The following is a 24,119-nucleotide window of genomic DNA, read 5'->3' on the forward strand; positions in this document are numbered from 1 at the left end:
CTTCACCAGCTGATTGTCCACGGTGTCCAGGCTCTCGCTGGTTTCCGTCAAAAACTCCCGCAACAGATCATCCATGAAAACAGGCCTTCATACAGGGAGGGCGCGCACACAAGACGTGATGCGCCAATTCGGAATGGGGCCAGCTTCACCGCAAAGCGTTTAATAATGGTTGAGTATGTGGAAAAGAACGGAACCAACAAAGAGATAAGGCGCTCCGGACAAGTCGAAGCGCCTCGTAAAGATTTGATTAACGTTTGAGAGCGGCGGCGTATCTACGACGCGATGATGGTGATGGCCTCGCCTTCGTGCGCGAGCCTCACGGTCAGTCCGCAAGCCTCAGCCAACAGTCGCGTATAATAAGGCTGGATCGCATGCGCATCCGCGGCCGGGCCGCGCTCGCCGCTCAGGAGCTCGGAGATGTTCTGCGGCAGGCGCGCATTATGTCCGGTCGCGGTGATGCGGAAGCTCATCGTCTCGCCCTCGCCGATCGGATCGATCGTCAGCGTGCCGCCGCGCGGAATCGTGTGCTGCGAAACGACCAGCATGTTGAGCAACAGCTTGACGCGATTCTTCGGCAGCAAGATCCGCGGCAGATTCCAGGTGATCGAGCACTTGCCGTCCTCGATGTGGCCGCGCGCCATGGTCTGGGCATCGCCGAGATCGATCTGCGCGCCGGACGAGCCGGCCGCACCAAAGGCGAGGCGGCAGAACTGGAGGCGGGCAGAGGCGGTTTTCGCGCTCTTGCGTATCAAGTCGAGTGCGAACTCGCGGTCGTCCGGCTTGGGATCGTCGTCGAGCACTTCGAGCCCATTGACGATGGCGCCGACAGGGCTGATGAGATCGTGGCAGACCCGCGAGCACAGCAGCGCAGCGAGTTCGAGCGCATCTGGAGCGGTGACGGTAGCGGGTGACGAAGCGTCAGACATAAAGGGTTCCTGGAATTGCACGGCGCGGACGCGGCGAATCAAGCATGCTTGACGAATGCTGCTGGTTCTAACATTCGCAAGCCCGTGGCAGCTAGCTTGCGATCGGTTCGAAGCGGCCCTAATGCCACGGCGAATCACTCGCTTAGGGATGGAATTGCCGATGAATGAGGCATGCAAGTGAAGCGGATCATCGACGGCGCGGCCGCCTCCCACCTGATGGAGCCGCTCACCGCGCTGGTGGTGAAGGCCGGCGAAGCCATCCTCGCGGTCAACCGCACGGCGATGCGGGTCGACGGCAAGCAGGACGGCTCGCCGGTGACCGAGGCCGACCTTGCCGCCGACCGCATCATCGCGGACGGGCTGGCGCAGCTTGCGGGCGACATCCCGACGCTCTCGGAAGAGCGGACCCAGCTCGCCTCGCCGCCGTTCCGCGACAGCTTCTTCCTGATCGACCCGCTCGACGGCACCAAGGAGTTCGTCGCCGGGCGCGACGAGTTCACCGTCAACCTTGCCCTCGTGACATCGGGCGTACCGCTGCTGGGCATCGTCAGCGCGCCGGCGCTCGGGCTGCTCTGGCGCGGCATCCTCGGCCGCGGCGCCGAGCGGGTCAGCTTTGACGGCGCGACCATCGGCGCTGCGGAGCCGATCCATACCCGCAAGCTGCCGCCCCTGGGCGAGCCCTGGATCGCCGCGGTGAGCCGCTCGCATGGAGATCCCCGAACCGAGGCCTTCATCGATCACCGCCCCAACGCCGTCAGGAAGACCGTCGGCTCGGCCGTCAAATTCGGCCGGATCGCGGAAGGCAGTGCCGACATCTATCCCCGCTTCGGGCCCACTTGTGAATGGGACGTCGGGGCCGGCTACGCGGTCGTGACCGCCGCCGGCGGCAGCGTGACCGACGGCAAGGGCGGCGCGCTCCGCTTCGGCGAGCGGCACGATGGCGGCTTCATCATCCCGGAGTTCATCGCCTGGGGTGACCCGCAGGCGGCAAGACTCTGACGTCGCAAAAGCCCTACTGGCTGAGCTTGTCCTCAAGGGCCGGCCAGCGCTTGCCCACCTCATAGAGGAAGCGCTCGGGATTGGCGGCGAAGGCGTCGCGATTGGCTTCCCGGCTGAACAGATAGAGCCGCTGCGCCGCGATGGCGAAGAAACGGGGGTTACCGGCGATGGTGACGCCGCGGGCGATATCGACCGGATCGTAGCCGCCGTATTGCGGCCCGTAGACCTCGGGATGGGCCAGGAAAGAGGCCCGGTTGCCCTCGTTCCGAAAGCGCCAGACTGCGGCCCACAGGTTCGCCTCGAACTCGGCCGTCCCCTGCACGGCTGCGCCATCGACGAAATAAGCCACGGGGTCGAAGCCCTCGATCGCCACGCCGCTGAAACGGTTGACGACGATCCGCTCGGTGGTGGCCGCCTGCGCCGGCGACCCCACGCAGAGGATCCAAATGCCCGACAGCATGCAGACCAGAAGGCCGATCAAGGCAATTCCGGGGCGCAAAGGGCTGGCTTCCTGCCGTTGTGCCGTCATAGTTGCTGCGGATAACATCCGAGTCGAGGGGACATCCGGCGCAACCTAGAGCCGTGCCTGTTGGCGTCAGGTTAAGGAAGCGACCGGATTCGGTACCAGGGGTTCTTTTATGACTTTCGCATCACGCCTTGCCGCAGTCGCGCTTGCCGCGATGGTCGGGTGGATCATTCCGGCTTCCGCCCAGCAGCCGCCGCCGCCCGATTTGCCGCCGCCGCAGCGGACCCCGACGCCCAGCACCTATGGGCCGGACGAACTCGTCAACGCCGGCCACCGCTTCTTCGGCAACGTCTCGCGCGGTCTCGCCTCGATCATCGAGAAGGCAGTCAGCCAATGGGGCCTGCCCAACGGCTATATCCTCGGTGAGGAAGGGTCCGGCGCTTTCGTCGCCGGCCTGCGCTACGGCGAAGGCACGCTCTACACCAAGAACGCCGGCGACCTCAGGGTCTATTGGCAGGGTCCCTCGCTCGGCTTCGACTGGGGTGGCGACGGCGCGCGCACCATGACGCTGGTCTATAATTTGCCCGCCACCAACGCGATCTACCAGCGCTTCGCCGGCCTCGACGGCTCGGCCTACATCATCGGCGGCTTCGGCATGACGGCGCTCACCGCCAACAACATCGTGCTGGTGCCGATCCGCTCGGGCCTCGGCCTGCGGCTGGGAGCCAATATCGGCTATTTGAAATTCACCCCGCGCGCGACCTGGAACCCGTTCTAGCGTTCCGCTTTCCCCTCCGGCGACGGATCAAGGTTAACGACATGTCGGGGCTGGCTTTTTGCCGGCCCCGCATGCAATGTCCTTGGTAAATTTTTCCTTAGCTTTGGGAGTTCTGGCCCATGGTCGAACCGATCATGTACCTGGCGATCGGTTTCCTGCTTTCGATGCTGTGCGGGCTCGCGATCGTGCCGCTGGTGCATAACCGCGCCGTGCGCCTGACCACGCGCCGGCTCGAGGCCGCCACGCCCTTGTCGATGGCCGAGATCCAGGCTGACAAGGACCAGCTCCGCGCCGAATTCGCCATGTCGGCGCGACGGCTGGAGATGAGCGTCGATCAGCTCAAGAACAAGACCACGAGCCAGCTCGCCGAGCTCGGCAAGAAGAGCGACGCCATCAACCGCATGAAGATCGAGCTCGGCGAGAAGAACGCCACGATCTTCGCGCTGGAGGCGCGCGAGAAGGCGGTCAAGGAGCAGCTCCGCGCCACCGAAGAGGAATTCAACACCAAGACCGCAGCGCTGCGTGCCGCCGAGCTCGCGCTGACCGACAAGCAGGGCGAGCTCGCAAAGATCAATTCCGAACTGTCCGACCGCTCGATGATGGCGGAGAGCCGCCAGGTCGAGCTGGTCGTGGTCCGTGCGCAGATCGAGGAGCTGAAGAACCGCGTCGGCGACGCCGAAAAGGAATTTGCCGCGACGCAGGCGCGGCTGGCGCAGGAGCGCACCGAATCCGAGACCGCATCGCGCGAGCTCGGCGACGCCCGCGGCCGCGTCGAGAATCTGAGCCAGCGCGTCACCGACCTCGATCGCCAGCTCATCGTGCAGGTGAAGGAAGCCGAGATGCTGTCCGGCCGCGTCGGCGATCTCGAGGGCCGCCTCGCCACGCAGGGCAAGCTGCTCGCCGAGCGCGACTATGAGAACAACCAGCTCCGCCAGGCCAACGAGGGCAACGAGCGCACCATCAAGGAACTGCGCGTCGAGATCGCGGCCTTGAGCGGCGGCAAATCCTCGGCCGCGATGGAATCGATCCGCGCGGAAAAGACCGCGCTGGAGGAGCAGCTCCGCACCGCCCGCGACGAGCGCGCCAAGCTGCAGCGCGACATCAACGCGATCCAGCAACAGGCCGAGAGCTCCTGGGCGACCGAGCGGATGGAGAACGCGCTGCTGCGCGAACGCATCAACGACATCGCCGCCGAGGTGGCCAAGCTCGCGATGCAGCTCGAAGGCCCGAACTCGCCGATCGAGGCCCTGCTCGCGGCCGAGGCCGGCCAGCCGCCGAGGCCGGCGCCGCGCCCGGCCAACGACGCCCCGACCAACGGCACGGCCGCAGGCACCCTGCCCGAAGGCGGCGGAACACTGGCCGAACGCATCCGCGCGCTCCAGGCCCACGCCTCCCGCGCCCGCCAGCAGGGCGCGTAAGCGGCCCCAAGACGGTCTCACTGCCGCATTGCGGGTCGGGGGGAAGGTTTTCCGGCCCGGCAGCGCCTCGAAACTTGACACCTTCGGCCCGCACTTCTAAATCGCGGGCTCCAAAGCGCCGGCGGCCGAAACTCGGGTCGCCTGCATGATGGTTTCGGGTGCATAGCTCAGCGGGAGAGCGTTCCCTTCACACGGGAGAGGTCCAAGGTTCGATCCCTTGTGCGCCCACCATTAATCCCATAGCTACAATAACTTAGCGGGTTGCTTCCCCCAGTTTGTGCCCCGAAAAGTCTGGGGCACAACAGGGGCACATCGCAAAAAACTCGGCCCTCTACCTTCGGCCGCCGCTCCGCCCCCGAAAGCTCGTTAGTGTTTCACGACGAAATCCGCGTCTGCACAATCGCTATGCGACAAGGATCAATGGAGTTGGAGGGCTCGCGTCGAATCGCGGTTGCACGATTGTGAGGTCATTCGATGCAGCCCGCAGTGCCTTCAATACGCGGTGGCAGTCGCTTCGAGAGCTGGATTTCCGCTCTCCTTAAGAACTGTCATTACGGTTTTCAAACTCGGCCATTGAGGTTGGAGACAGGCCAGCGCCCTGGCGCTAGGTGCTCTCCTGAGAGGACGCTCGTTTCGGGAAACTAGGACGCGTTCGGACCCGGCACCGGAACACCGTGCTACTACGGATTTCTCAGGCCTATTGAAGGAGTCAGGATTGCTCCTGCCGGGGCTGTTATTTCATTCCCAACAAATTTTTCCGGCAGGGTCGCGCGAATGCGACCCTTTCTTGTTTCCGCACTCGCGGAGCGATGAGGACAGTCCTCGGCGCCGAAAGGCCCGACGCGACGGCGGGTTTTGTTTCTTCTACGGTCCAGTTGAGTCCTCAGGCCGCTTTACGAGTCTTCCGCGCCGTCTTAGTCTTTCCACTGCGGAAAAGTATCACAAGCTCTTTGACCCAGCCGATTCATTCGTAATCGCTAGTGGCTTCGTGTCAGCAGGACGCATCAGCGGCGCAAAGAGCACCCCGATCTCGCGGTTGAAGATCGGCAGCTTGGAACGAAGTCCAAAACCGCTTCCGGTTCGTTGATCGTCTATTGCTTGACTGCCTGGGCTGGCAGCATCCCTTCATCTAGGTTGAGCACCTCGCTGGCGGCGATGGTGACGACTACGACGAGATCCCCCTGGCAAAATTGTAAAGCGGTAGGACCAATGGAGCCGGGGAGTTCGCTTTCGGCATCCCGCCTACCTCGGGGTCGGCTATGGTCGTCGCCCTTCCAGATCGTGATGGTACTCGAGCGTATTGACCGGTTGCGGTGGCGTAGCGCTCGCATTATTCACAACGAAGGACCCAGCTCGCGGCCTCCTGAATTACGACCGAGTACCACCCCTGCGTCGAGCATTGGCGGATCGGGTCTCACCAGCCTCGTGGTGCTCACGCCCGCATTCGGATCAACTGCCATTTCGTAGTCTCGTTCAAGCAGCTCTCGCAGGCGTTCGATGCGAGCGAACCGGAATGGATGGACCAGTTTGATCATCGGGCTAGGCCCCTCGGGTTGAATGCGAACAATCGGAGTAAAAACGACGAGCGTGCGACGGGTGACGCTCATAAGTCGAGCTGTCGTTTTTCCGCTGAATGCCAGTCCGCGCCGTGGAGCCGGATCATCTCCCGACGGGACCGCTCGATGAAGATGCGCTCAACGCATAAGCCGGCTGTAACTGAAGCCGCCAGCGCAAGGCCGCAGGCCATATAGTCGTTCATGAAATTCCAAAACATGTTGCAACCGGCAACTCCTACAAAAGTAAGTGCCATGACCATATTGCGAAATGCCTTAACCATGCTGCCCCCAGTCAGTCGGCCAGGAACTTTTAGCATTGCAACCACGGCGATTGGCAGCGTTTGCCCCTTGTGATGCGCCGTCTTTCTGCTCGAACAGCCCGAGTCCGGCCGCGCTGTCGACCGCCGTGGGGCTCGCTCTCACGAGGTTGCTTTCAGCACTCGAACACCTGCGGAGGGAAAGTTCTCACACAACCTCGTGCTTGCTCGAATATAAAAGAACAAGAGACAAGTGGTGGCAGCCGAGCGATGCAGCGATCCTTCAAGGACGGGAGCGCCCTAAGTGGGGCGCCCGCCAGCGCCGGCGGGGCCCACGCTCAGCCCATTGTCTCTTAAGGTACTTTTCCTGTCTCAGCCGATTGGATTGTGCTCGGCGATGTACTTTCGGTTCTCATGGTCGCCACCATGCGGAAGCTCGGCACATACTTGCTCTAGGACCGTCCATGTTTGCCCTTGCCTGCGGTGAGACCATGAGCTTCCGAAAATCGATCTACGAACCATTGCATCAACGGTTGTTGAGCGCGCGTGGATAGATCGTTCGGCTGACCTTCTCCGAAATGGAAAAGATACTTGGGAGAAAGCTTCCGGCATCGGCACACAAATTTACGGCGTGGTGGAGCAACGAAAGCTCCATGAAGGCCGGGCACACCCAAGCATGGGCGTGGATGAATGCGGGATTTCGTGCGCATGCTTCGATCAAGAACTACGCCGTCGAATTCCGCCGAGCTTGAACGATCCGTACAGCCTAGCGCTCGTCGAAGGTCTTCGCGCGCTGGAACAATACGGATTGAAGTCCGGTGATGATCAGCTTGTTTAACGTCTGGCAATTGTCCGGCGACAGGTAAGGAAGCTGCCGCGCCGCCTTCGATTGCTCGATCGCGGCAGAGACCGCGACACGCAATTCATCAGTCGGGCTGGTCATCGGTCGACCTCAATGCGATCGCTTCCAGCCTGGCGCCTTTTGAAGCTGAGGCAATTGAACCTTCGATGTACCGGTTGAGGGTTACTTCAGCAAGGGCGAACGGACCATGTCGGATCGCTACCTTGATTCCGCTGCGGACGTGATCTTGCGACCCTAGAGATGGATCGCCGTTGCTCGATCACTCTAGTAACTGAGCAAAGACTTTCCCACTCGTCCTACTCGCTCGCCCCCGCTGTTTTTGAAAGCGCTGCAAGCGAGCGTAAACCGCTTGGCGGGTGCGGCCTAGCCGTTCGCCGACCTCCTCAGCTGTGGCACCTGCGCCAAAGAGCGAGAGCAATTCCGCCTCTTCGTCCGGCAACCACGGACGTGTCGATGTGCGATCGTTCGTCATTCGCAATGCCCGCAATGTCTAAACGCGCGGCGGCGCTGGCCGCCGCGGCGGGTTGGGAAAGCGAGCTGGCCGCTCTGAGCGCGGGGGCGCCGGCAAGCGGCTGGGCTCAGGCGCGCGATTACCGCGCGTCATCCACGCTGCTAGATGAGCGTAGCTCGGCCTGAGAGTCGGAAAGAACCAAGCAGATAGGTCCTGGTGATCCATGCCGCAGATCAATATCCATGAACCATTTAGAAAACATTGCCGGATCCGCAACTGATCGTAAACGATGCGATGGCAACAAACGGCCATGGAAACCGAACGCCCGCTTGAAACGATAGGTGAAGACATCGGTCGTCACGAAAAGCGCAGGCCGCTTTTTAATCAGTATCACCGGCAAATGCTCGATCCTCTTCGTGACCGCGATTGGGTGTCTTCTTCGAAGCTTCCCGATCACCCCGGAACAACGCTCGCTCTTTTACGAAATGGATGGTTGGAGCGACGCTCAACGCGCGAAGGTGTCGAATATCGCATGACCGAAGCCGGTCTGACAGAACTCAGCCGCCACGATAACCCGCAAACCGGTGGGAAACGACGAACGTATCAAAGGCCATGGAACTGATCGTCGCCGGCTACGTGAGGGTACGGGACCGTCGCGCGCTGACGGACTTGCTGGCACATCGTGGCAAGGTGCTCGACCAGCTGCAAGCCGTGTCCGGCATCAACCCAGAAAACGCGATCAGAGCGATCCAAGATGAACTGGCGGTGATCGAAGCCGGCCTCGAAGAACTTAAACCGCCGCCCGGTTCGCTGCCTGAGAACGAGTGGGGCTAGCGATGCGCGTTAATAAGATCAATTGGGACAGAATTGGCCGGGTGGCGGAGCCGGGTCGATATAAGTGCTTTTTCGGATATCTAAACGTCACGTCAGAGGTCATTGAAGTGTGGACGCGTTACCCCGACGCGACGTTCACCTTGATCACCCAAATGGCGGACGAGCGAGCGGTGGCCGAAGATTACCGTCTAGGCGCGTTCGATATCGGCAATCCTGACCAATAGAACGATCCGTCGCCACCTGACGCCGGCGGGGCGCGCGAAGGCTGCCGGCGCCAGAGCTTCCAACCGGGCACACGGAAAGCGTAACGCAAACGACAAAATGTCGTCTGCGTTCACGACGGCACGGCTTCGAAGACCGGGCAGAACGTCAACACCGTTCGGCGCGGCGCCCGGCGCGGCGAAAAGCTAGGCCCCGATCAAAGACCGCGTCGCCGGGACGATGCTGGACAAGCCCGTCGAACTGGACGCGCTGGCGTGCTGTCGCCCACAGCAGCGCTGTTCCAGATTTAACTTTCCGCGGCGACATCAAGCTTAATCCGCGTCTTCGATTGCATCGGAGCTACGGAGCGCTAGCCTCTCTGCACCGAACATTGCCCCGTTCGGGTTCACCATGGCGAGGCCGTCGCGCCAAGATATTCGGCGCGGCGCCTTCGTTTATCCGCCACAACCGTGCGAGCTTCATTTGGCGAGTAAGCCCGACGATGACCGGTTCGATCTCGTTGAGATGCGACGACAGATCACGAACTTGCGCTCGCAACACTCTGACAATCTTCTCGTCACATCGCGATTGAACCGCTTCCTGGTGAAGATTGCTTTTCTCTCAGAGGCAAAAGATGCGGCGCACGCTCGGCATCTTCAATCTGAATTCGCGCGGACCCTGCAACGTGTTGAAGCGATGGTCGCGCGGGACCAATCCGTCACGCTATTAGGCACCTTTAGGCGGCCCAAGTAACACTAACGCGCGGATGTTCTTGCGCCGGCCGACAGCGGACCCGATGCTGCATGAAGTCGCGAAGTCGTCCTCGTCTCGCGTAACGGCGCCTTCGCGGCGAGGGGTCGCCGCCGTCACAAGTGGCGGCCCCGCCGTGGGGCCTAGTAAGCACGCCGCACTACTCGGGGCAGGGATGGCAGTCTCGGAGAAAACCGGCGGGCAAGCGCGAGCACCGCGGCTTCGTCGGTTTCGAGCGCGATCTTCTGGGCGAGCATCACGTCGCCAGCTGCCAGCGGCCGTTCGGGAATGAAACACCACCCGGTCTTAGGTTGTCTTTCTTCATCAAGCTCCAAAACATTGCCCATGGTGCCCTGATAAATTCGATATCGTCGCCCGGTGTGAGAGCCCGTGACTTCGAAATAACCCTCGTCATCAAACTGCGCACGCTGATCCGGTGATAGCCAATCGCGCAAAAGACGCCGCGCACGCGCTTCCGGCCCATTTTGCTCGATGAAGCTCCGATACAGCGAACGCAGGGAGCGCAAACGCGCACTGCTGCCGACGCCGTCGCGTCTGAACAAAAACATTACTGTGCCCACGAGAGTGGCTAGCCGCCGACGAGCCGCGGGTAGAACAGCGTCTCGTCCGCAGCCGGATCAAATGTCCGTACGGCCTTGAGATCGCCGGCCGGCGTCCGAGTAGCAGCGGTAAATCCTTGGTCTGTCATCTTCTTAAAGCGCCGCTCAGCCTTGGCCAGCCCCTCGGGGTCGGTTTGGTCAAAAAAATGTCTGCTGTCGCCTGTGTGGTCGATCACGATTTGGGTAGCCATGGAAGAGAACTCCGTAAGCCCTAGCCCTAGCGTGGAAGAACCTCGCGGCGCCGGCTGGTGTTCCTAGTCCGGGGAAATTTGCTGTGTTTCATATTAGGCGCCCTAACCGGCATCGAGGAACGAACGACAAGGCGACCCAGTCGCCGCCGAGTTCGAGGCCGAAGGCGAGGTCGGCGCGACCTTCTTTGTCAAAAGATATATATCAAGCAGCGCCCCTGGCAGGTTTGTTTACTCCTTTGTGATCGCGAATTGCTGCACCGGCGAGAAACGCCGCAAAGATCTCCCCGTCCCTGGGACTTTCAATGCTTAGGCGCACTCGCGCCGCCGTCGATGACAAGGTTCTGGCCGGGATACACGGCTGCGAATATTTCCGGATGAGGCGGCGGGATCGCTTGCTTTTCCGCCGGCCGCTCCGTTGAGTACAAATCGATCCCTCTCGCCGTCGCGCAGATCGAGCTTACCACCTTCAACCGTGCCGATGCGGATCTTCGGTCCTTGCAGATCTTGCTGGACGCCGATTGGCGTGCCGAATTCCCATTCGAGATTGCGGATTGATGCATAGACCTTTGCATGATCGTCGGGCTCCCTGACTGAAATTCAGCCGGAACGTATCTACTCCCGAGAGATAGAGAGCACGGAGTCTTTCGGCTGCGGCTCATGCCGGACCAACGGTCGCAATGATCTTGGCAAGGCGCGAGCGCCGCATCATTGATCCCCGACCTCAGAGGATGAAACCCGCGTGAATGAAGTCGAACGGCAACCTTCGACGATGGTGATCAGAATGTCGCGTGATGAGGCATATTTCGCCGCCCCCACGGATCGAATGGAACACGAGCGTGGGGCGTCCGTAAGCGACAGCGTCCTTTCGGTTGACTCCTTCCTGCGAGCGAAGGGAAACGCGTCAGGGCCACGCTGGCATAGACACTTCAAGTTCGCGCGGCAGAGCTGATTGACCAAGGAATCCGACATGCGTGCGAACTAAGACCTAGATCCTTCCTTCCCAAAGGCCTGAAAGCAGCGACACCATAGCGCTCGCCTTGCGTCGCCACGTCTCAACTTCAAGTGCCGGAAGCGAGCGTTTTTTGAACGCGATGAGAGGATGCCAGGATGTTCGCAACGGCCCGGTAAGCGAAGACTATTCCGGGACCGATTGTGATGCCTGCTCCCGGATAAATTCCACGCATCGGCGAGGTCATGTCGTTACCGCAGGCATAAAGACCGGGGATTGGCTTGCGCTCTGCGTCAAGAACCTTGCCGCAGCTATCGGTCGCCAAGCCAGCGGCCGTGCCGAGCGTTGCTGGAACGATCGGCAGCGCGATGAAGGGGCCATTCCGGATGGGCCCGAGATTTGGATTTTTCGTTCCCACTGAAGGATCGCCGAGCGTCCGGTTGAAGGCCGATTCACCGCGTTTAAAGAGCGGATCGACGCCTGCGGCCGCGTGCGCATTGTGCTCCTCGACCGTCCTTTGAAGCTCGGCGGGATCCAGTCCGATTTGCCTGGCGAGTTCCGGGATCGTTTGGCTCTGTTTGAGGTAGCCGAGCCGCGCGTATTTCCGGATGCTCAGCGTCCAAGGCCAGGGAAGCAGATGTCCCATCCCCCTCAGCCGGACGAACTCGTGATCGCAGATGAAGTAGAACCGCTTGTCCGCGGGATATCCGTTTCCAAACATTGCCAGGCAAATGTCGTGGTAGGAGTTGGATTCGTTAACGAAACGCCGCCCGTTTGGTGCAACCGCGATGACGCCGGGGCGTCCGCGGTCGAGCCAGCCGTACGGAACAACCTGCGCGCCGGTGATGCCATTCTTGAGGATCGAGACTGGCGTCCAGAAGCCTGGGGAAGCGACATCCTTATCAATCGCAGCTCCGATCTTCTTCGCAAGCTCAATGCCATCGCCCGTGACATCCGGATGAGCCAGCGTATCGTCATGCTGGTGCGGGCCGCTCAACTCGGCTCTCAGCCGCGCGTTACGAGCAAAGCCGCCGGTTGCGAGAATGACACTGTGGGACGCGCGCACGCGGATCTCGGAATTCCCGCGTTTGACGATTGCCCCCGTGACACGGCCATCTTCCTTGATGAGCTCAAGGAGAGGAGATGCCGGCCATATTTCCACGCCGAACTTCCGCAAACTTACGAGCAAGCGCGCAATCAGGGCATTGCCTCCGCTGAACTCGGTGCCACGCCTGTAGCTCAAGCGATCCCGCGTGTAGCGACTGATGCGGCGCAGGACATGCTTGAGGGACGCAAAGGATTGAAACGGATTCAGGAAGCTTCGGACTTCGCTGGAGGAGATCATCATCCCCCCGAGCACAACGCGAATGGGGTCTCCGATCAGATCGAAGTCGGAGCCGAGCAGCCGGGCATCATAGGGTGCAGGGCTGAGTGCCCGGCCCTTGTCAACTCCGCCGACCTGGCTTGAGTGATAATCCGGCGCCGAGGCCAGCGTGAATTTGACCTCTGTCCCGGTCTCGAGTGCCGCAAGCGCGGTCGGGCCGTCCTCAAGGTAGGCTTCGATGAAGTCTTGCCGATAATAATTGCCAAGCTCATGCTCTAGATAGGTTCTGGCTTTTGGTAGCGAGTCATCAATCTTCGCGGAGCGCGCCTGAAGCGAACAGGGAACCCAGATCATGCCGTTTGACAGCGCTGTGGTCCCGCCGAGACGCGACGATTTTTCGCAGACCGTCACGCGAAATCCGTTCTTTGCCGCGTAGAGTGCTGCCGAAAGGCCGGCTGCGCCACTACCGACCACGAGCACGTCTGTTTCGAATGTTTGAGTAGCGTCCGTTTGCGGCAGTGCCACCGCGCTTTGTTTGCCTGATTGATTGATCGGCTTGTTCATTACCGCCTCGCTCCCACGTTTTGCGATGAACGTCAGTGATGTCGCGGAAGAGGAACGGCTTTGAACTCCTCTGCCGCAGCTTTCACCGCCCGCTCAATCGGGATTCTTTCGATGGAGGAGGCTCCAACGAAGCCGATGCACTCGGTCGACTGGTAGACCTCCAACGTGTCCTGCGGCTCCGCGATCGCCCCCCCATGGCAGAGCAGTACGATGTCCGAGCGGACCGCCTTGGCAGCTGCGTGGATCTCGTTGATGCGGTCGATCGCCTGCCGAATAGATTGTCCCTCCTCATGGCCGACGAGCCCGCCGCGCGTCGCACCGACGTGAGGGACGATGCAGTCGGCTCCGCCGATTGCCATGGCCTCGGCATCTTCGGGGCTCGCGACGTAGGCGAGCGAGAAAATGTCCCTCTTGCGGGCTGTCGCAATCAGCTCGACCTCGCGCTCGAAGCCGAGTCCCACTCGGCCGCGGCGGTCGCGCCATTTCTCGCCCATCGTGGAAATGGTCGGGTAGTTGATCACGCCGGAGAAACCCGCGGCCACGAACTTGTCGAGAAGAGCATCGAGGTCAAGGCGCAGGGGGTCCCAGGCCTCGACGCCGCCTATGACAGGTACGGAAGAGACGACATTGCGGATCTCTGCTGCAAGCTCAAGCGTGCGCGCGTTGGAATCACCGATTCGGCTGGTGGGGAGCCCCATGAGCCGCGAGAGGCCGGTAGAGTAGACCACCAGCATATCCGCCCCTCCGAGTGCAGCGCATTTTGCGACCAGGCCACAACTGCTCGCCGCGGCAAGGATTGCCTTTCCCTCCGCGACCTGACCTGCAATGTTCGAAAGAATTTCGGTTCGTTCAAACATCCGCACAGGACAAGCCTCCGTGACACAATTGTTTCAGGAGCCATGTCACAGCGGCCTCGGCGAATTCGGGATCGTTAATGTGACAATTCAGCTCGCTGGTCGTGATGTGAGGCATCAGATTGTCCTTGACCGCATCGAGCCAAGCCTTGTCAGCGTCGGCATCACGAAAAACGCCGTCTTCGCGGTCGTAATCGGACACGCCTTTCGCGGGCCAAAGCACGGTTGCCGGCCCCTGGGCTTGCGAAAGCCGCTCGGCCGTAAGCCGGCCAATGGCTGCGTTCTCCGCGGGCGTGGTGCGCATCAAAGTCGTGTAGGGCGTATGGGAGTACAAATGCCGGCCGCGAAACTGCTCAGGAACGCTGGTCGGCGGACCAAAATTGACCATATCGACGGCGCCGGGCGCAATGACTTGCGGGATCGATTGCCGCGAGGCCGCTTTGAGACGATCGGGTCCTGCGCTGGCCGTGCCCCCCAAGAGTTCATCGGCCAATTCCGTTGTGGTCAGATCGAGCACGGCATCGAATTCGCCGGCAGCTATCAGCTGCTCCATTTTGCGGCCACCTGCACCATTGGCAGGAAAGACGATCGCGTCCACGCCAGCCTCGGCTAGACGCGCCATGCACTGATTTACCGCGGGCGTTGTGACACCGAAGGCCGTGATCGCAACAATCTTCCGTTCGCGCCTCTGTTTCGCCGCCACATAGCGCATGGCCGCAATGGCTCGGCCTGCATTCTCCAGCACCCTTGCCGTGAAGGCGTTGATGCCGAAAAGATCGACGAGCGTCGGATAAAGGATGATGTCGTTGTGGATCGCGAGCTCAGCGAGGAGCGCTGGCCTTGCACTGGTCACGAGCAGCTTCGGGAAGCCGTAGGGCAAATCAGACACGATCTCGCCGAAAACCGCGCTCCCCTTGCCTCCTGCAACGGCTATGATCGCACTGATGGCGCCGGCGGCAAGGAGGTCAGCTACATTTGTGCGAGTGGTCTCGGCGATTTGTTTCAGCAGCTCGGCGGGCGAAGCTGAGCGCCCGCCGCCCGGTTCGGTGGCTGTGCCTACCCTCACCTCGCTATTAGACGTGCCGATATCGATCAGGACGGTCTTTCGTCCGCATGCTACGATAACATCCGAGAGGAAGGAGGCCTCCAGACCCTTCGTGTCCAGCGTGGCCACGATGGCGACCGTGCCGCAGGCCGCAGCCGGACGCGCGGACAGATTACCATCCCGGACCGACTCCTGGTCGTCCGTGCAATGGTGAGACACGTTCTTCCTCCCGGATCATTCTTAGCAGCATGTGGTCTAGACCGGGCCGAAACGGGTTCTAACATCGGTGACGGGTGTGATTGGGTAAGATTGGGTAGATGCGTGCGAGGTCAAAGAATGGAACCACTTCCCCCTCGGGGTTGGGCAGCGTTTTCCTGAGGGATGCCAATGCGCCTCTACACCCAGACGCAACGATCTTTTCTTACGAGTGCCGGGAGGAATCCCGCAACCGTTTCAATTCCCTTCGGCCCGTCGCCAAGTTCTGGGGGCTGTGCCGGTGCTGCGCTTAAACTCACGACTGAAGTGATAGACGTCGCAGAAACCGCAGCGTTCGGCGATAGCACCAAGACCTGCGTCGCTTTCCAAGAGTAACTTTTGGGCCATCAAAATCCGCTCTCGAATCAGCCAGCGCCTTGGGCTGATCTGCAAGTGCCTTTGGAATAGCCTCCGCGTCTGTGCCGCACTAAGGCCGGTGACCGAGGCTAATTCCTCGGCATGCCAACATCGCTCCGGAGCCTGCCTCATCTTTGAGACGATGGTACGCAATGGAGCGGGAAGGCGAGACTCACCCTGCTTAGACGAAGGTGTTGTGATGAAATGCAGCAGTTCCGCGACAAGGTGGTTGAGGGCCAGATCAACGCTAACATCTCTGGTGCGCAAGACATCAAACAGATTTCGAAACCACCGTTCGATGTCTTTCGGCGCCGATATCGTTGCCCGCGTTGCGCCGGTGCCGAATACTTTTCGCCGAATGGCCGCACAGTTCGGTCCGTCTATCCGTACCCATAGAACGGTCCAGGGATCGCTTGGATCCGGCCAGTGCGCGTGTGGCGTCTCGTTGGCAATCCAGATCAACTGATTGCGCCCAACACTTAATATACGGCCCTCGCTGGATACGAAGCCGCGCCCCGCCGCACAGTACAGAATGTCTTGGCCCGGATAGCAATCTCGCGCGATGTGATGGTCACGCGCCGTGATGACTTTGCCAGCCCTCAGTACCGTAAAGGCGCAGCGAGTCCAGGCGGCATCAGGAAGGACATACTGATGGCTCTCAGGAAAACGTGTGCGCTGCAGTAATAAAGCCATGCGCGTTTTATATAAACAGGAGCGTATTTTGTCCATTCCCACTCGCGACTCCCACATCTACGCTCCCTCACAACGACTAACAAACAAGCTCGCCGAGCCGCATTCCTGGATGCACGTTTCGCAGCCTTGGGAGCTCGATGCGAGGGTTCAGGGAGGAGACGGTGCCGACGCTCACGCCCGCGAATTGTGCCGCAACGTTGGCCTCGGTTATTTCCTCGAGCCCATACTGTGCAGGCATCCGAGCATCGCGCTGACTTCAAGCACATTCAGGGGAGGAAATGATGAGCAAACCAAGAATCACCATCGTCGGCAGCTTCGCGGTGGGACTTACAATTCGCGCTCCGAACATCCCGGTCTTCGGCGTCACGATGCTGGGGAGCAGTTTCGATCTGGGGCCCGGTGGCAAGGGTTCAAATCAAGCGGTTGCGACCGCTCGGCTGGGGGCGGATTCATCGCTAGTGGCCATTATCGGCAAAGACAAGTTTGCCGATATGGCAACCGACCTCTACAAGGCCGAAGGCGTGGGCACGGCGTATGTCAAGCAAATTGCCGCAAGTCCGACGGCGGTGGGCTTCATCATTCTCAATGAGCGCGGCGAGAACTTCATCATCATGGACTATGGCGCCACCAACGCCATGGATGCAGATTTTGTGGACCGCGCTGAGAGCCGCATTCGGGAAAGCGACGTCGTCATGGCGGTCCTCGAACCTCCGGTCGAAGTCGCAATGCGAGCCATGGAGTTGGGCCGGAAGCACGGCAAGAAGACCGTCCTCAATCCGGCCCCCGCCGCGCCGCTTCCCGACGAGATTTTCCCGCTGGTCGATTACCTGACGCCAAACGAAAGCGAACTTCGTATTCTGCTTGGGTTGCGGCCGGACGATCCGCGGCCCTCGCGGGAGCTAGTGGAGATGCTGCGCAAGCGCGGCGCCGCCAATGTCATCGTAACTCTTGGCGACCGCGGCGTGCTTATCGTCACCGACACGATCGACGCGGCCATTCCTGCTGCCGAAGTCGAAGTAGTGGACACGACGGGCGCTGGCGACGCGTTTAGTTCCGGCTTCGCTGTGGCTTTGGCCGAGGGCCGGGATGTGATCGACGCTGCGCGGTTCGGGGTTTGCTGTGGTGCCCTGGTCTGCACGAAGCTCGGGGTTATTCCTGGCATGGCAACGCGCAAAGCCGCCGACGAGATGTATCGTTCGATTTCCGCCAGGGGTTGAAAGGAAGCAGAATGAACCTGAACGACAACATGGATCACGCCTTATACGGCACGCGTGACAAACGCGGGAATTGGACGCCGAGCAAGAGGCCACAACGCGCCCCTATTTTTGTGTGGCCGGTGCAGCCGAGGAAGATTCTTCGTTGGTTGCCGGGGTACCTCTTGCCTTGGAATACCCTCTATTTCGCGATCGCGCTGGCATCGTGGTTCTATCTAACTCCGGCGCTCGATACGATGCGGGAATTCCACTCTGATTGGATTTTGCTCATCCTGCTGCGCAATGCCGTGCTGACAATTCTTGTCTATGGCGGCTTTCACTTCATCCTTTATGTCCAACGGCGTCAGCAAACTAACTTCAAGTACAATGCAAAATGGCCCGACACCCATAGCACGACGTTTATGTTCGGAAGCCAGACCGCCGAGAACGTGTTTTGGACGATGTGTAGCGGCGTGCCGGTATGGACCGCATACGAGGCCCTCACCTGGTGGATGTACGCCAACGGCTATTTGCCGTACGTCGATTTCGGAACGCACCCGGTGTACTGCGCCGTCCTTGTATTGGTAATGCCGGCCTGGCGCGAGTTGCACTTCTATCTGATTCACCGGGTCATGCATGTGGGACCGCTGTACCATCTCGTACATAAGGTACACCACAAGAACGTCAACCCGGGACCATGGTCCGGCTTGTCAGCGTCTACGCTCGAACACATCGGCTATTTTTCCGGCGTGCTGATCCATTTCGTCGTGCCCTCCCACCCCGTGCACGCAATGTTTCAGCTCATGCACGCGGGATTGTCGCCAGCGAAGTCTCACACAGGTTTCGACAGAGTGGTTGTGGACGATGCGAATGCCATCAACACGGACAACTTTTACCACTACCTGCACCACAAGTATTTCGAAGTGAACTACGGTGAGCGGCGCATCCCGCTCGACGAGTGGTTCGGCACAGACCACGACGGCTCTCCGGAAGCCGACGAGAGGATGTACAAGCGCATAAAGGCCAAGAAGTGGGCACGCGGCAACTAGCTCTCAAGTTGGCCGGCTCTTCTTATGAACGCTGAGCACATGCGCTTCGCTTACATCCAACAAACGGCGCCAGCCGCACTCGCAGATTCGAAGGCGTCGGCGCAATGGTTGCGAGTTAGACCCAGAGGAATACAGAATGACTGGTCAAGGTGAATGGGTTGCGGCCTGCCCTACCGATGCATTGATGCCCGAGGAGGTCCTTCGGCTCGATCACGGCAGCCGCACGTTTGCAATTATTCGCTCGCCGGAAGGCGACTACTACGCGATCGACGGCCACTGCTCTCACGAGAAAGTCCATCTTTCGGATGGCATTGTTGATGGGGGGATCATTGAATGTTCCAAGCACTTCGGGACCTTCGATTACCGAACCGGCGAGTCGCGTGCACTGCCTGCATGCGTCGATCTGCGCCCTTACGAGCTTAAGGTCGAAAACGGCACCGTCTTCATCAAGCTCTGAGCGGGGCCAAAAGGCCGGAATGCAAGACAATGTCGAAGCAGAGCTTGCTTGTACTACAGTCACTTTGGGCGATGGAACGGCGCCAGCCCGATGGGGTCGAACGTTCTATCGACCACAATATCGCGATGATCCGGGAAGCGGGGTTCGACGGCATCAGCACCTCATGCACTGATCCCGCGCGCGTCGCCCTGATTGCGCGTGCCCTAGCCGGCTCAGGACTTGCAGTCGAGGGCATGTGCTTCCCCCAGACAGTGGATCATTTGAAAGCTGCCATTGATCTCGCTAGGCAGCTCGACGTCTTGCATCTCAACGTCCAGCCTGACATCCGCCCGCGCCGTATCGCCGACTGTATCCCGCTGCTGGAAGGCTGGATCAGGTTGGCGCGAGATGCGGACATGCCGATCTACTTCGAAACGCATCGCAATAGGATGACCGATCTCTTCTTCACACTCGATTTGATGGATCAGGTCCCAGAGATGTGCATGCTTGCTGATCTCTCACATTTCCTGCTGGGCCGCGAATTCTGGTATCCCATCTCGAACGAAGACGAGGCGCTGGTGCGGCAAGTGCTCGACCGCACCTGGGCATTCCATGGTCGCGTTGCATCCCGCGAGCAGATACAGGTCGAGATCACATTCCCTCAACACAAGGTGTGGCTAGACCTGTTCCTCAGGTGGTGGAAATACGGCTTCAAGAGCTGGCAAAGACGCGCCGGTGCAGATGCACGTCTCACTTTCGCGTGCGAACTTGGCCCGCAGCCTTATGCAATTGGCGATCGCCACGGCAACGACACCACAGATCGCTGGGAGGAAGCTCTCCTACTCAAATGCCTGGTGCGCAATCTGTTCGAGAGTGCGGCTATCGATGCGCAGCCGTCGTTCGGAAATGGTTCGCCCGCTTGAGTGACCAATCCACAATAGTGATCGTTGGGGCGGGCGAGGCCGGCATGGCCGCGGCCATCGCCCTGCGAGAGGGCGGCTGGCGGGGCATCGTGGTCCTGGTCGGCAATGAAACGATGCTGCCGTATGAGCGCCCCCCTCTGTCCAAGGCGCTTCTGATTGACGAGGTGAACCCCGGGCCCAAACTGATTGTCACGTCAGAACGCCTTGTCGAGCTGGGGATTGATTATCTCCAGGGAAGCGAAGTGGTTTCAATTGATCGCGTGGCTAACACCGTCACGCTCTCAAGCGGATCAAGAATAGCGTATCACCGACTCCTGCTGGCGACGGGAGCTCGACCTCGGAAACTGCGCGTTCCGATTGCCGAAGGAGCCAAGGTCGCGACGCTGCGAACGTTCGAGGACGCTACGCGCATCCGCCAAGTCATCGGTCAAGGATGCGAGGTGGTGGTAATTGGCGGCGGCTTCATCGGCCTTGAGGTTGCCGCGAGTGCGGTCTCGAAAGGTGCCTTGGTGACCGTACTCGAGGCAGGATCGCGGCTGCTTACGCGGTCAGTGCCAGCTTCTATGGCTGAGCTGATCAGGGCCAAGCACGAGAGTTCTGGTGTACGCATCGAGACAGGCGCTATGGTCGAACGTATCGTCATCAGCGATGGACGCTCCAACGTGGCGACGGCCGGTGGTCGTTCGCATTTGGCCGATCTGGTGATCGTTGGGATCGGTGCGACGCCGAATGTCGAACTGGCGCAAACGGCCGGATTGGTGGTCGACGACGGCATCATCCTGAACGAGATGCTCGCGACTTCGGATCCGCACGTTTTCGCGGCGGGTGACTGCTGTTCCTTTCCGCATCGCCTCTATAAAAAGCGCATCAGGCTGGAGGCCTGGCGGAACGCGCAGCGGCAAGGAGCAGCTGCGGCGGCGAACATGCTGGGCGAGAACCGTCCTTACGAGGACATTCCCTGGTTTTGGTCAGATCAATACGACGAGACACTGCAAATCGTCGGACTTTGTCCGGAAGGAGAAGTGCCCATCATCAGAGATCTCGGCACGAGCGGCCGGGTTCTGTTTTACCTAGCTGCCGACGGACGCCTCGAGGCCGCGTGCGGATTCGGGAGCCTGGGCTCTGTAGCCAGAGAAATACGTTTTGCCGAGATCATGATCAGTAGGAGGCTTAGCCCCAGGGCAGAGGCTCTCGCAGACCCCGCGATAAACATGAAAGCTCTACTGGTTTAGGAATTTAACGTTCGACAGGGCCTAAGGCCCCGCCACGTTGAAGATCGTCGCGTCGTACGTAAGAGATCCCGCTCAGGCCCCGTAGTATTGGGCAAAGTCGGGAAGACACGGGCAACTATAGTACCCGCAAACTCAGCTCCATGATCCGGAGATGTCATGGCAATGCGCGGAACGTTATCTTGGCTAGATGCCGCGAACCACCATTGGTCTTCGCGATAGGCCTCAAGCAACTCACTCCACCGCAGGCATGGCTGACGGCACCCGCTACGCCTTCGATCGCTTGAGGAACTCACAGCACGTTGGTCCTGTTCGCAATTGATGATGTGATATCGTCGACGAAATGCGCGCAATTCGGCGCCGACCGACCCAACGCGGCAGGCCGAGCGCGCCGCGAATGATGCGCCGCGCTCGCATATGTTAAAACGCCTAGTCTCGGACGTAGACCCCGCCCCGCTTCTTAGCGATCACATACACCGTGATGCTGAGCAGTGCGATGGCCGTGCCGTAGACCGGAAATATCCAAGAGAGATTCGAGCGCTGAAGCCACAGCAGCAGAAATGGCGTTGTACCGCCGAATATCGTCGCTCCGACGGCATAACCCAGCGCAACCCCGGTTGTCCGAACGTTTCTCGGCATCAAGGTCGTGGCAATGAAATTGTACAGCGCCATGTTGCAGCCGACCAGTGTGCCGCCCACCAACATGATAACGGAATAGACCACAATATTCTTCTCAGAATACAACAGCGGCAAGAAGAACGCGGGAATGAGCAGCAACCGCATCATGACAAATGCCCGCGAAGGCCGAATCCTATCCGCGAAGGCGCCGATCGCTGGCGAGAACACCATCCAAATGGCGCCCATGAGCGTCACGATGCCGTACACGTAGGTGCTGTTCTCCTTGAACACGCCGTTAGCGATATTGGGCAGGCCGAAATTGTAGGTGTAGTTTGCGAGTTGCACGCTGCCGACCACCAGAATGGCCGCCAGCAGCGACAGCCGCGCCTTCCAGAGTGCCTTCCAAACTCCTCCGGTCGTATCTTGGATACGCGTGTCCTCATCCGCGTGATGCAGGGCGCGGGCAATCAAGGTTTCCGGAAGGGTTTGACGAAGATAGATGATCAGCAGACCGAGAACGCCGCCAACGCCGAAAGGAATTCGCCAAGCCCAATCTTTCATGACTCCCGGGCTAACGGCGGCGCTGACGAGGAAGGCGACCAGGCTGGCACCGATCGAGCCCACCATGATGAAGGTGCCGTTGATCAGGCCGAGGTAGCGCCCCTCCTGTCCAGGCGGAGCCAATTCGATCGCGATCGCATTCGCGACACCTGCTTCGGCGCCGACGGCCAAGCCTTGGACCAGCCGGAGAGTGACGAGGATGATCGTGGCGGCGATGCCGAGGTCCTTGTAGCCCGGCAGTAGTGCGATCATTAGCGAGGAAAGCGCCATCGCTGACACCGCAACCATCATCACCGCCTTATGGCTGATGCGATCCGCGACCGGACCGAGAATCGCTGCACCGATAGGGCGAGCGGCAAAGCCGGCTCCGAAAACTGCGAGCCCGGCGAGCAGAGATACGACCGGATCGGTAGCCGGAAAGAAGTGTGGCGACAGAAATGCCGCCATGAAGCCGTAGAGCTGCCAGTCATAGAACTCGAGAGCGACGCCGCCGCCGAGGCCAAGCGTCATCGACCTTGTCGCAACGGGCTTTTCCAGTTCAATGGTGTTGTCGTCGAATGTTTGTACAGAGGCTTGCATTGATGCTGCTTCCGATTGTCAGAATGAATTGATGAGGCTCATCGAAGAGCCGAATGCGGACTGAGCGGTCATCGAACGTCGGCGACGTTCGCGTCGATAGGCCGGGAGCGCATTCGCGCCTGGCCCCGCCGCTCTTGACAAATCGTTTTGACGTTTCCCCGACGAGCGCCGTCGAGGCGATTGTTCCGAACTTGGTAAAAAGTAGGCGCGTGCAGGACCTTCGCCCGAAGTCATTGTTCCTCTCCTTCTGCTCACGCGCTTTGCGCGTCATCGTGATCTTTTTTGTTGGCGGCACATCGCTGCAGTCTGCTGCAAGTCCGCGGAGGGAAGGCGGAAACGAACGTCGCTCTCGCGGTCCCGCGAAGGCAGGGCGATCTGTTGCCCTAGCCTATCGTTCCCAAGAGCACACCATGCATATAGCCCAATGTCAATATTGATGCGTTACAATGTAGATATTGCTACACTCCATTTGATGTATTGCTCTGGATGGGCTCCGTTAAAAATATCCGATCTCCAATTGTTGCATTGATTTCATTACTATAAATTGATGGCAAAGTCTGCGGCCTCTAGGTGATTGATATATCTCAATTGGTCCACCTCTTTAGGAGTGATGATGTTTTCGTTCCCTCATCCGGAGAATTCACTCGCTCTAGGCGCGAGCGGAGACCTCACAGCGCCGATCGCGCCGTATCGCGCAATGTGAGAGATTCTGTCTCGAAAAGGAGACGCCATGAAAAACAGACTTCGCTGGAGAGCTGATCGGAAAATCCGTCTCCACCCAGAAGACGATCGGAGAGGACGATGTGATCGCGTTCACCGACATCGCAGTGGCATCTCATCCAAATCATTTCGGCGAAGCGTATGCCCAGCCACAACGGACTGGGCGGTCGCGTCGTTCAGGGCGCGTTGCTGGTTGGCCTGATGGCGGGCGTCGGAACGGCGATGCGGTCGTCCCGTTCTGTTTTACGAATAGGATCGGCTGCGATTCCTGCGTGGAGTGCATCTCGGCGAACCGTCGCCGCGACCTACACGTTCACGAAGGCGATCAACGAGAAATCAAGCTGCGCGGCGGAGGTACGCATCATCAATGGTGCGCGATATCTAGTCGTCCGTGAAGAGCGGCTAAGCGATTGAGCTAGGATCGCATTTGACTTTGTGGACTGTTTTTGGAATGCAGGATT

Annotated in this window: 23 protein-coding genes, 1 tRNA gene and 1 pseudogene; 13 read left to right on the top strand and 12 right to left on the bottom strand. The window is 60.0% G+C overall.

The features are described 5' to 3' along the window. Positions 1-258, top strand: a 258-nt coding sequence (locus AC0L2J_RS32835; protein WP_473251435.1) for a hypothetical protein, incomplete at its 5' end; no start/stop codon positions are given. Positions 259-272: 14 nt separating this feature from the next. On the opposite strand, the gene chpT is transcribed toward AC0L2J_RS32835, so the two are convergent. Next, a complete protein-coding gene (chpT, locus tag AC0L2J_RS32840; protein WP_007600529.1) occupies positions 273-926 on the bottom strand; it encodes a histidine phosphotransferase ChpT in 654 nt (217 codons plus the stop codon). A gap of 171 nt (positions 927-1,097) precedes the next feature. Here chpT and AC0L2J_RS32845 point away from each other — a divergent pair, with 171 nt between their 5' ends. Next, a complete protein-coding gene (locus AC0L2J_RS32845; RefSeq protein WP_473395732.1) occupies positions 1,098-1,925 on the top strand; it encodes a 3'(2'),5'-bisphosphate nucleotidase CysQ family protein in 828 nt (275 codons plus the stop codon). Between the two features lie 13 nt (positions 1,926-1,938). Here the strand turns inward: AC0L2J_RS32845 and AC0L2J_RS32850 are convergent, their stop codons facing one another. Next, the gene (locus tag AC0L2J_RS32850) at positions 1,939-2,424 is read right to left on the bottom strand and encodes a YHS domain-containing (seleno)protein (RefSeq protein ID WP_063993798.1); all 486 of its coding nucleotides are present in this window, start codon (positions 2,422-2,424) and stop codon (positions 1,939-1,941) included. Between the two features lie 139 nt (positions 2,425-2,563). On the opposite strand from AC0L2J_RS32850, the gene AC0L2J_RS32855 reads away from it, so the two are divergent. The 3 genes from AC0L2J_RS32855 to AC0L2J_RS32865 all read left to right on the top strand — a co-directional run bounded on the left by AC0L2J_RS32855 (position 2,564) and on the right by AC0L2J_RS32865 (position 4,818). Next, the gene (locus AC0L2J_RS32855; RefSeq protein WP_007606270.1) at positions 2,564-3,169 is read left to right on the top strand and encodes a DUF1134 domain-containing protein; all 606 of its coding nucleotides are present in this window, start codon (positions 2,564-2,566) and stop codon (positions 3,167-3,169) included. A 119-nt stretch (positions 3,170-3,288) separates the two neighbouring features. Beyond that, positions 3,289-4,587, top strand: coding sequence for a coiled-coil domain-containing protein (locus AC0L2J_RS32860; RefSeq protein WP_007600524.1), 1,299 nt, complete (start codon positions 3,289-3,291; stop codon positions 4,585-4,587). Positions 4,588-4,743: 156 nt separating this feature from the next. Next, positions 4,744-4,818, top strand: a tRNA-Val gene (locus AC0L2J_RS32865). 1,372 nt (positions 4,819-6,190) lie between these two features. Here AC0L2J_RS32865 and AC0L2J_RS32870 read toward each other — a convergent pair. After that, positions 6,191-6,424 carry a hypothetical protein gene (locus AC0L2J_RS32870; protein WP_473395733.1) on the bottom strand — a complete coding sequence of 78 codons (234 nt, stop codon included), beginning with the start codon at positions 6,422-6,424 and terminating at the stop codon, positions 6,191-6,193. Between the two features lie 539 nt (positions 6,425-6,963). Here AC0L2J_RS32870 and AC0L2J_RS32875 point away from each other — a divergent pair. Then, entirely contained in the window at positions 6,964-7,152 is a 189-nt protein-coding gene (locus AC0L2J_RS32875; protein ID WP_473395747.1) for a DUF7662 domain-containing protein, read from the top strand. 14 nt (positions 7,153-7,166) lie between these two features. Here AC0L2J_RS32875 and AC0L2J_RS32880 read toward each other — a convergent pair whose 3' ends face one another. After that, complete coding sequence (locus AC0L2J_RS32880; RefSeq protein ID WP_473395734.1) at positions 7,167-7,343, bottom strand: hypothetical protein; 177 nt, start codon at positions 7,341-7,343, stop codon at positions 7,167-7,169. A 680-nt stretch (positions 7,344-8,023) separates the two neighbouring features. On the opposite strand from AC0L2J_RS32880, the gene AC0L2J_RS32885 reads away from it, so the two are divergent. Together AC0L2J_RS32885 and AC0L2J_RS32890 are read left to right on the top strand one after the other, a co-directional pair. Then, positions 8,024-8,335 carry a hypothetical protein gene (locus AC0L2J_RS32885; RefSeq protein WP_473395735.1) on the top strand — a complete coding sequence of 104 codons (312 nt, stop codon included), beginning with the start codon at positions 8,024-8,026 and terminating at the stop codon, positions 8,333-8,335. Then, positions 8,326-8,547 carry a hypothetical protein gene (locus AC0L2J_RS32890; protein ID WP_473395736.1) on the top strand — a complete coding sequence of 74 codons (222 nt, stop codon included), beginning with the start codon at positions 8,326-8,328 and terminating at the stop codon, positions 8,545-8,547. The genes AC0L2J_RS32885 and AC0L2J_RS32890 overlap by 10 nt, the downstream gene beginning before the upstream one ends. 1,094 nt (positions 8,548-9,641) lie before the next feature. Here AC0L2J_RS32890 and AC0L2J_RS32895 read toward each other — a convergent pair. The 7 genes and pseudogenes from AC0L2J_RS32895 to AC0L2J_RS32925 all read right to left on the bottom strand — a co-directional run bounded on the left by AC0L2J_RS32895 (position 9,642) and on the right by AC0L2J_RS32925 (position 16,386). Further along, positions 9,642-10,067: a hypothetical protein gene (locus tag AC0L2J_RS32895; RefSeq protein WP_473395737.1), complete on the bottom strand. Its 426-nt coding sequence runs from the start codon at positions 10,065-10,067 to the stop codon at positions 9,642-9,644. Between the two features lie 20 nt (positions 10,068-10,087). After that, entirely contained in the window at positions 10,088-10,309 is a 222-nt protein-coding gene (locus AC0L2J_RS32900; RefSeq protein ID WP_473395738.1) for a hypothetical protein, read from the bottom strand. Between the two features lie 112 nt (positions 10,310-10,421). Further along, positions 10,422-11,015, bottom strand: a pseudogene (locus AC0L2J_RS32905) (pyruvate kinase); the annotation flags it as partial. A gap of 352 nt (positions 11,016-11,367) precedes the next feature. Beyond that, on the bottom strand, positions 11,368-13,146 hold the full coding sequence (locus AC0L2J_RS32910; RefSeq protein WP_473395739.1) for an FAD-dependent oxidoreductase: 1,779 nt from the start codon (positions 13,144-13,146) through the stop codon (positions 11,368-11,370). A 32-nt stretch (positions 13,147-13,178) separates the two neighbouring features. Further along, complete coding sequence (locus AC0L2J_RS32915) at positions 13,179-14,003, bottom strand: phosphoenolpyruvate hydrolase family protein (protein WP_473395748.1); 825 nt, start codon at positions 14,001-14,003, stop codon at positions 13,179-13,181. Further along, positions 13,996-15,264 carry a Tm-1-like ATP-binding domain-containing protein gene (locus AC0L2J_RS32920; RefSeq protein ID WP_473395740.1) on the bottom strand — a complete coding sequence of 423 codons (1,269 nt, stop codon included), beginning with the start codon at positions 15,262-15,264 and terminating at the stop codon, positions 13,996-13,998. Before AC0L2J_RS32920 ends, AC0L2J_RS32915 begins: the two co-directional genes overlap by 8 nt. Positions 15,265-15,498: 234 nt before the next feature. After that, on the bottom strand, positions 15,499-16,386 hold the full coding sequence (locus tag AC0L2J_RS32925) for a helix-turn-helix transcriptional regulator (RefSeq protein ID WP_473395741.1): 888 nt from the start codon (positions 16,384-16,386) through the stop codon (positions 15,499-15,501). A gap of 245 nt (positions 16,387-16,631) precedes the next feature. On the opposite strand from AC0L2J_RS32925, the gene AC0L2J_RS32930 reads away from it, so the two are divergent. The 5 genes from AC0L2J_RS32930 (at position 16,632) to AC0L2J_RS32950 (ending at position 21,183) form a co-directional block, all read left to right on the top strand. Further along, positions 16,632-17,567: a ribokinase gene (locus AC0L2J_RS32930; protein WP_473395742.1), complete on the top strand. Its 936-nt coding sequence runs from the start codon at positions 16,632-16,634 to the stop codon at positions 17,565-17,567. An 11-nt stretch (positions 17,568-17,578) separates the two neighbouring features. After that, positions 17,579-18,592, top strand: coding sequence for a sterol desaturase family protein (locus tag AC0L2J_RS32935; protein WP_473395743.1), 1,014 nt, complete (start codon positions 17,579-17,581; stop codon positions 18,590-18,592). A gap of 136 nt (positions 18,593-18,728) precedes the next feature. Beyond that, positions 18,729-19,049: a non-heme iron oxygenase ferredoxin subunit gene (locus tag AC0L2J_RS32940; RefSeq protein WP_473395744.1), complete on the top strand. Its 321-nt coding sequence runs from the start codon at positions 18,729-18,731 to the stop codon at positions 19,047-19,049. Positions 19,050-19,078: 29 nt separating this feature from the next. Beyond that, entirely contained in the window at positions 19,079-19,951 is an 873-nt protein-coding gene (locus tag AC0L2J_RS32945) for a sugar phosphate isomerase/epimerase family protein (protein ID WP_473395745.1), read from the top strand. A 17-nt stretch (positions 19,952-19,968) separates the two neighbouring features. Next, complete coding sequence (locus tag AC0L2J_RS32950) at positions 19,969-21,183, top strand: NAD(P)/FAD-dependent oxidoreductase (RefSeq protein ID WP_473395749.1); 1,215 nt, start codon at positions 19,969-19,971, stop codon at positions 21,181-21,183. Positions 21,184-21,609: 426 nt separating this feature from the next. Here the strand turns inward: AC0L2J_RS32950 and AC0L2J_RS32955 are convergent, their stop codons facing one another. Next, complete coding sequence (locus AC0L2J_RS32955; protein WP_473395746.1) at positions 21,610-22,938, bottom strand: MFS transporter; 1,329 nt, start codon at positions 22,936-22,938, stop codon at positions 21,610-21,612. Between the last annotated feature and the right edge of the window lie 1,181 nt (positions 22,939-24,119).

The organism is Bradyrhizobium sp. MV1.5, assembly GCF_055807615.1.

Coding starts and splice junctions, on each gene's coding strand:
- AC0L2J_RS32890 (WP_473395736.1), top strand. CDS start 8,326: ATGGAACTGATCGTCGCCGGCTACGTGAGGGTACGGGACCGTCGCGCG.
- AC0L2J_RS32915 (WP_473395748.1), bottom strand. CDS start 14,003: ATGTTTGAACGAACCGAAATTCTTTCGAACATTGCAGGTCAGGTCGCG.
- AC0L2J_RS32860 (WP_007600524.1), top strand. CDS start 3,289: ATGGTCGAACCGATCATGTACCTGGCGATCGGTTTCCTGCTTTCGATG.
- AC0L2J_RS32845 (WP_473395732.1), top strand. CDS start 1,098: ATGCAAGTGAAGCGGATCATCGACGGCGCGGCCGCCTCCCACCTGATG.
- AC0L2J_RS32880 (WP_473395734.1), bottom strand. CDS start 7,343: ATGACCAGCCCGACTGATGAATTGCGTGTCGCGGTCTCTGCCGCGATC.
- AC0L2J_RS32870 (WP_473395733.1), bottom strand. CDS start 6,424: ATGGTTAAGGCATTTCGCAATATGGTCATGGCACTTACTTTTGTAGGA.
- AC0L2J_RS32895 (WP_473395737.1), bottom strand. CDS start 10,067: ATGTTTTTGTTCAGACGCGACGGCGTCGGCAGCAGTGCGCGTTTGCGC.
- AC0L2J_RS32855 (WP_007606270.1), top strand. CDS start 2,564: ATGACTTTCGCATCACGCCTTGCCGCAGTCGCGCTTGCCGCGATGGTC.
- AC0L2J_RS32910 (WP_473395739.1), bottom strand. CDS start 13,146: ATGAACAAGCCGATCAATCAATCAGGCAAACAAAGCGCGGTGGCACTG.
- AC0L2J_RS32940 (WP_473395744.1), top strand. CDS start 18,729: ATGACTGGTCAAGGTGAATGGGTTGCGGCCTGCCCTACCGATGCATTG.
- AC0L2J_RS32955 (WP_473395746.1), bottom strand. CDS start 22,938: ATGCAAGCCTCTGTACAAACATTCGACGACAACACCATTGAACTGGAA.
- AC0L2J_RS32935 (WP_473395743.1), top strand. CDS start 17,579: ATGAACCTGAACGACAACATGGATCACGCCTTATACGGCACGCGTGAC.
- AC0L2J_RS32885 (WP_473395735.1), top strand. CDS start 8,024: ATGGAAACCGAACGCCCGCTTGAAACGATAGGTGAAGACATCGGTCGT.
- AC0L2J_RS32930 (WP_473395742.1), top strand. CDS start 16,632: ATGAGCAAACCAAGAATCACCATCGTCGGCAGCTTCGCGGTGGGACTT.
- chpT (WP_007600529.1), bottom strand. CDS start 926: ATGTCTGACGCTTCGTCACCCGCTACCGTCACCGCTCCAGATGCGCTC.
- AC0L2J_RS32945 (WP_473395745.1), top strand. CDS start 19,079: ATGTCGAAGCAGAGCTTGCTTGTACTACAGTCACTTTGGGCGATGGAA.
- AC0L2J_RS32900 (WP_473395738.1), bottom strand. CDS start 10,309: ATGGCTACCCAAATCGTGATCGACCACACAGGCGACAGCAGACATTTT.
- AC0L2J_RS32925 (WP_473395741.1), bottom strand. CDS start 16,386: ATGGACAAAATACGCTCCTGTTTATATAAAACGCGCATGGCTTTATTA.